The organism is Pseudomonas endophytica (assembly GCF_001411475.1).
In the GTDB taxonomy this organism is placed as follows: Bacteria; Pseudomonadota; Gammaproteobacteria; order Pseudomonadales; family Pseudomonadaceae; genus Aquipseudomonas; species Aquipseudomonas endophytica.
In genome coordinates this window covers 1-5,490 of sequence record NZ_LLWH01000084.1, presented here as the reverse complement: position 1 = coordinate 5,490, position 5,490 = coordinate 1, and the positions used below count along the sequence as shown (strand labels likewise).

5 protein-coding genes are annotated in these 5,490 nt (G+C 54.2%); 3 read left to right on the top strand and 2 right to left on the bottom strand.

What is annotated here, in order from left to right; translation table 11 throughout:
* Window positions 1-347: 347 nt before the first annotated feature.
* Both AQS70_RS07265 and AQS70_RS07260 read right to left on the bottom strand, forming a co-directional pair.
* Complete coding sequence (locus tag AQS70_RS07265) at window positions 348-1,568, bottom strand: CaiB/BaiF CoA transferase family protein (RefSeq protein WP_055102203.1); 1,221 nt, start codon at window positions 1,566-1,568, stop codon at window positions 348-350.
* 14 nt (window positions 1,569-1,582) lie between these two features.
* A complete protein-coding gene (locus tag AQS70_RS07260; protein WP_048373804.1) occupies window positions 1,583-2,764 on the bottom strand; it encodes an acyl-CoA dehydrogenase in 1,182 nt (393 codons plus the stop codon).
* Between the two features lie 157 nt (window positions 2,765-2,921).
* Here AQS70_RS07260 and AQS70_RS07255 point away from each other — a divergent pair, with 157 nt between their 5' ends.
* The 3 genes from AQS70_RS07255 to AQS70_RS07245 form a co-directional block, all read left to right on the top strand.
* Entirely contained in the window at window positions 2,922-3,818 is an 897-nt protein-coding gene (locus AQS70_RS07255) for a LysR family transcriptional regulator (RefSeq protein ID WP_055102202.1), read from the top strand.
* Between the two features lie 436 nt (window positions 3,819-4,254).
* On the top strand, window positions 4,255-5,376 hold the full coding sequence (locus AQS70_RS07250; RefSeq protein ID WP_055102201.1) for a Re/Si-specific NAD(P)(+) transhydrogenase subunit alpha: 1,122 nt from the start codon (window positions 4,255-4,257) through the stop codon (window positions 5,374-5,376).
* Window positions 5,377-5,387: 11 nt separating this feature from the next.
* Window positions 5,388-5,490: proton-translocating transhydrogenase family protein (locus tag AQS70_RS07245; RefSeq protein ID WP_187331788.1), on the top strand; the 103-nt coding region annotated here is incomplete at its 3' end.

Sequence of the window (5,490 nt, the reverse complement as noted above, 5' to 3'; positions counted from 1 at the left end):
TTACTGTCAAGCGGTTATTTAAGAAGTTTTCAAAGTTTCATTTGGAAATCTTTAACAACTTCAACCACTTGCGCTTTCGATCTCTCGTTAGCGGGAGGCGAATTCTACAGCGTTACACGCCGCTGTCAACACCCCACTTCCTGCCTCGATGATTTGAAGCTAGCACCGTCAAAACATATCCAACTCATTGATATTCAAGGAGTTTTCCGTTTCGACTGCGTCGGAAGTGGGGCGAATTATAGGCCGTTATAAATTTGAGTCAAGCACTAATTGAGCGAACCTATCAATTAGCCTTAACTTGCCCAAAGACCAGCTATATAGAGGGGGCTGACGCCCCCTCTATATAGCTACAACACACTCGCTTGTCGCAGAAGCTCAAAGTCCGCCACCCCAAGACCCAGCACACGCCCCAATACCTCTTGAGTATGCTCCCCCAACAAAGGTGGCGCGTTGCGATATTCCACTGGCGTCTCAGATAACCTGATAGGGCTTGCCACCTGCGGTACCAGTCCAGCTAGCACATGCGGCAGCTCAAAAGCCAAGCCCCTAGCCTGCACCTGTGGATCAGAGAACACTTGGGCTAGATCATTGATCGGCCCACAAGGTACACCGACTGCCTCTAGCTGCTCCACCCACTGCGCGGTTGTCTTAAAGACAGTTGCCTGCCGAATAAGCGGCACTAACACAGCACGATTGGCGACCCGCTGCTTATTACTGGCAAAACGCGGATCATCCGCCCACTGTGGCCGACCCGCCACCTCTGCAAACCTACGGAATTGACTGTCATTGCCTACCGTCAGAATGAAATCGCCATCCGCCGTAGGAAAATCCTGATACGGCACAATGTTTGGGTGGGCATTCCCCAGGCGCTTAGGAGAAACGCCTGCAGTCAGATAATTCATGGCCTGATTCGCTAGACACGCAACCTGCACATCCAGCAATGCCATGTCGATATGCTGCCCACCTCCACCTTGCTGACGATGAGCCAGCGCAGCCAGCATTGCGACCGTCGCGTACAACCCCGTCAGAATATCCGTCAGCGCAACCCCAACCTTAACGGGTCCTGCCCCTTCCTCCCCTTCAGGCCGCCCGGTAAGACTCATTAGCCCGCCCAAGCCCTGAATCATGAAGTCATAGCCTGCCCGCTTAGCATAAGGCCCCGTTTGACCAAAACCGGTAATAGAGCAGTAGATCAACTGAGGATTGGCCTTCTTGAGCGACGCATAGTCCAGTCCATACGCCTTTAGGCCGCCTACCTTAAAGTTCTCGATCAAAATGTCGGACTTTGCGGCCAACTCACGCACCAATCGCTGACCTTCAGGCTTGGTGAAATCTATCGTCACCGACTGCTTATTACGATTCGCCGACAAGTAATACGCGGCCTCGCCCGTACTTTCCCCATAAGCATCCTTGAGGAAGGGAGGGCCCCAAGCGCGTGTGTCGTCACCATTGCCAGGGCGCTCGACCTTGATCACCTCAGCCCCAAGGTCTGCCAGAATCTGCCCAGCCCATGGCCCAGCCAGTACTCGCGATAAATCCAGCACCCGCAAATGCGATAAAGCACCCATGAGCCAAGCTCCTATTAATAGAACGCCTGAAGACCTGTCTGCGCCCGCCCAAGAATCAAGGCATGCACGTCATGCGTCCCCTCATAGGTGTTCACCACTTCCAAGTTAACCAAGTGACGAGCTACTCCAAATTCGTCCGAGATACCATTTCCGCCCAACATGTCCCGTGCCATCCGCGCAATATCGAGCGACTTGCCGCAGGAGTTACGCTTCATGATCGACGTAATCTCAACAGCCGCGGTTCCTTCATCCTTCATCCGCCCCAAGCGCAGGCAACCCTGCAAGGCCAACGTAATCTCGGTCTGCATATCCGCCAGTTTTTTCTGGATCAACTGCGTAGCCGCTAGAGGCCGACCAAACTGTTGACGATCCAGCGTGTATTGACGCGCCGTGTGCCAGCAGAACTCAGCCGCCCCCAGCGCGCCCCACGAAATGCCGTAACGAGCGGAGTTCAGACAGGTGAATGGGCCTTTCAAACCCCGCACATCCGGGAAGATGTTTTCTTGCGGCACAAAGACGTTATCCATCACGATCTCGCCCGTGATTGACGCACGCAACCCAACCTTGCCGTGAATGGCTGGGGCGCTCAGGCCTTTCCAGCCTTTCTCTAGGACAAAGCCACGGATGTCCCCCTCGTCATCCTTCGCCCAAACCACAAATACATCTGCAATCGGACTGTTGGTGATCCACATTTTGCTGCCCGTCAGGCTGTAGCCGCCATCTACTGATCGTGCACGAGTAATCATCGCGCCAGGATCAGAGCCATGGTTAGGCTCTGTCAGACCAAAACAACCGATCCACTCACCTGATGCCAGCTTCGGTAGATACTTCTGCTTTTGCGCCTCAGTACCGAACTCATTGATCGGCACCATAACCAAGGAGGACTGCACACTCATCATCGAGCGGTAACCTGAGTCAACGCGCTCAACCTCACGGGCAATCAGGCCGTAGCTGACATAGTTCAAGCCACTCCCACCGTACTGCTCAGGGATCATCGCTCCCAGCAAGCCCGTCTCACCCATCTCGCGAAAGATCGCCGGGTCAGTCTGCTCATGACGGAAAGCTTCCAGAACACGTGGCGCCAGCTTGTCTTGAGCAAATTGCTCAGCGCTGTCACGCACCATGCGCTCTTCTTCAGTGAGTTGCTGATCCAGTAACAGTGGATCAATCCAGTTGAAGCTTGCTTTACCCGCCATTAAAGAACCCTCGCGAAATAGATCAAATGTCGTAAGTCGATCCTAGGCCGCCCCTATAAGGAGCACAAACGAGGATTCAGCACGCCGTTGTGATAATTTCTCACTCCGTGACAGCTTAAAACGCCGTTTTTGATCATCATTAGTGAGGAAGCCGTACATGCGCCGCAAGATACCGAGCACTACCGCCCTGATCAGCTTTGAAGCGGCCGCACGTCATGAAAGCTTTACCAGGGCCGCACACGAACTATCCCTCACACAAGGCGCGATTTGCCGACAAATCGCCAGCCTCGAAGAATTCCTCAGCGTGGAACTCTTCAGGCGTTCGAAACGCGGCGTGAAACTGACAGAAGCAGGGCTTTCCTACAGCCGCAGGGTTGCAACCCAATTGGATGCGGTAGAAAGAGACACGCTATCGGTCATGGGCCAACAAGGTGCAAACACCATAGAACTGGCCGTCGTGCCCACCTTTGGCACCCAGTGGTTACTGCCGCGGCTCAAGGATTTCCAGCAGCAGCAGCCTGATGTCACCGTCAACCTGACAAACCGCACTCGCCCTTTTCTGTTTGCCGACACCGATTATGATGCAGCCATCTACTTCGGCGATGGCGACTGGTCCGGCACATCTTCCTATCCGCTGATGGGAGAAAACCCACTGCCTGTTTGCAGCCCTTCACTCCTGGGCGACCTGCAAAGCCTAAGCGCACATGCTCTGGCCGAACTCCCCCTCCTACAACAGACAACACGCCCCTATGCCTGGCGTCAGTGGTTTAACGCCCAAGACATGAGCGTAGCGCGTGATATGACCGGGCCCCGCTACGAGCTGTTCTCGATGCTGGCCCAAGCCGCCATACACGAAATGGGCGTAGCTCTGATCCCACCATTCTTGATTCAGCGTGAATTAGCTGAAAAACGCTTAGTCATCGCCAATCAGCTCACCCTGCATAGCACCAAGGCTTACTACCTGATGATTCCAGAACGCAAAATTGAGTCAGCATCACTACAAGCCTTCCGCGACTGGTTAATCAAGCAGGCTGCGGCTTACAGGCTGGTTTGAGCTAAATCAAGATCAAGAAAAATTAGGTAGTACCCTATAAAAAACAACTACATATATACAAAAATGTCGCGATTTTGCACGTATGACTTATGTCTAGCTGGACAAAGCTAAAAGCCAGTAACCACGTGGCCTGCAGGGTATTTCCGAAAGTTATGCAGCGATAACCAAAAGAAATGTGATAAAAAGTAAAAAAACACCGTATTTCTCTACAGGCCATATAAACAAAGGCTTACAGCTGATTCTTGCGAAATTCGGTCACTGCATGACTTGTAGTAAAAAATACGTCACCCTTCATAAGTTCTTGAAAGCCCCAAAAATCGCCAGCAGAATGCCGCGCCCCACCCAATATTTGGCGGGGCCGTGCTGATCGGCCGCCCCAGTCGCACCATCCGCAGTGCGCTGGCTTTCTTATAAAAGATCACGCAGGAGATATGACGTGCGCATTGGTGTTCCTCTCGAAACCCAAACGGGTGAAACGCGGGTTGCTGCAACCCCGGAAACCATCAAGAAGCTGATCGGCCAAGGCCATAAGGTCACTGTTCAAAGCGGCGCAGGTGTTAACGCCAGCGTTACCGACAGTGCCTATGAAGCCGCAGGCGCAACGATTGGCAGCGCCACAGACGCCTTTGGCGCCGAGCTGATTCTGAAAGTGGTTGCTCCCAACGATAGCGAGTTGGCCCTAATCCGCAGCGGCTCGGTACTGATTGGCATGCTCAACCCGTTCAGCGACGAAACCATTGCCAAGCTGGCCGAACGCGGGATCACGGCATTCTCTCTTGAGGCGGCGCCACGCACCTCGCGTGCGCAAAGTCTTGATGTGTTGTCATCCCAAGCCAACATTGCCGGTTATAAAGCCGTACTGCTGGCCGCCCACCACTATCCGCGCTTTATGCCGATGTTGATGACAGCCGCAGGCACTGTAAAAGCTGCCCGCGTGTTGATTCTCGGCGCAGGCGTTGCTGGCTTGCAGGCTATTGCGACGGCCAAGCGACTGGGTGCAGTTATTGAAGCCTCTGATGTACGGCCTGCGGTTAAAGAGCAGATCGAATCACTGGGCGCTAAATTTGTCGACGTCCCGTACGAGACCGACGAAGAACGCGAATGCGCAGTCGGTGTCGGCGGTTATGCGCGCCCAATGCCTGCCAGTTGGATGCAGCGTCAAGCCCAGGCCGTGCACGAGCGGGCGAAGCAAGCCGATATCGTCATCACCACTGCACTAATCCCAGGCCGTAAGGCTCCGACGCTATTGAGCGCCGAAACCGTCGCGCACATGAAGCCGGGCTCTGTCGTCATTGACCTCGCGGCAGCCCAAGGCGGTAATTGCCCTCTGACCGTGGCCGATCAGGTGGTGGTCGAAAATGGCGTGACCATTTGCGGGCCAACCAATCTGGCCAGCGCAGTCGCGGCGGATGCTTCGGCCCTGTACGCGCGCAACCTGCTGGATTTCCTGAAACTGGTCTTCAACAAAGAAGGCCAATTTGAGATCAACCTCGAAGACGACATCGTCGCCGCGTGCCTGATGTGCCGCGACGGTCAAGTTGTGCGCAAAAACGGCTGAGGATAAAAACAATGGAAGAATTCATCTCCCCCGGTATCTACAACCTGATCATCTTCGTGCTGGCCATCTATGTGGGCTACCACGTGGTCTGGAACGTGACACCCGCTCTGCACA